This is a genomic window from Paraburkholderia sp. UYCP14C, assembly GCF_004197395.1.
Classification (GTDB): domain Bacteria; phylum Pseudomonadota; class Gammaproteobacteria; order Burkholderiales; family Burkholderiaceae; genus Paraburkholderia.
In genome coordinates this window covers 1-543 of the sequence record NZ_SELS01000332.1, presented here as the reverse complement: position 1 = coordinate 543, position 543 = coordinate 1, and the positions used below count along the sequence as shown (strand labels likewise).

Here is a 543-nt window from a genome sequence, read left to right as displayed (position 1 = left end):
CTGACGATTACCTACTTTCACACGGGCAATCCGCACTATCATCGGCGTGGAGTCGTTTCACGGTCCTGTTCGGGATGGGAAGGGGTGGGACCGACTCGCTATGGTCATCAGGCATGACGGGTTGCTGCGTCGCAAGGGTATGCGCCACAGCCAATCGGGAAGAAGCGTAAAGGATTCGTGTGTGGGGGTTGCGTTGTTTCTGGCACAACACCGATCTCTCAACCGTGTGGGCTGGTGACTCCAGCGGGAGTTCCAGCGCATCCCCTTCGGGGATCGGACCCACGTAAGCGCTAAAGCGCTAACGTGGGTCGAGACACACCTGTTATAGGATCAAGCCTTACGGGCAATTAGTATCAGTTAGCTCAGTACATTACTGTACGTGCACACCTGACCTATCAACGTCCTGGTCTTGAACGACCCTTCAAGGGGCTCGAAGCCCCGGGGATATCTCATCTTAAGGCGAGTTTCCCGCTTAGATGCTTTCAGCGGTTATCTCTTCCGAACATAGCTACCCGGCGATGCCACTGGCGTGACAACCGGTAC

2 rRNA genes are annotated in these 543 nt (G+C 55.6%); both read right to left on the bottom strand.

Annotated features, from left to right (window positions below):
* Nucleotides 1-112 (bottom strand): 5S ribosomal RNA (rrf, locus tag EVC45_RS45110); the annotation flags it as partial.
* Between the two features lie 214 nt (nt 113-326).
* Nucleotides 327-543 (bottom strand): 23S ribosomal RNA (locus EVC45_RS45105); the annotation flags it as partial.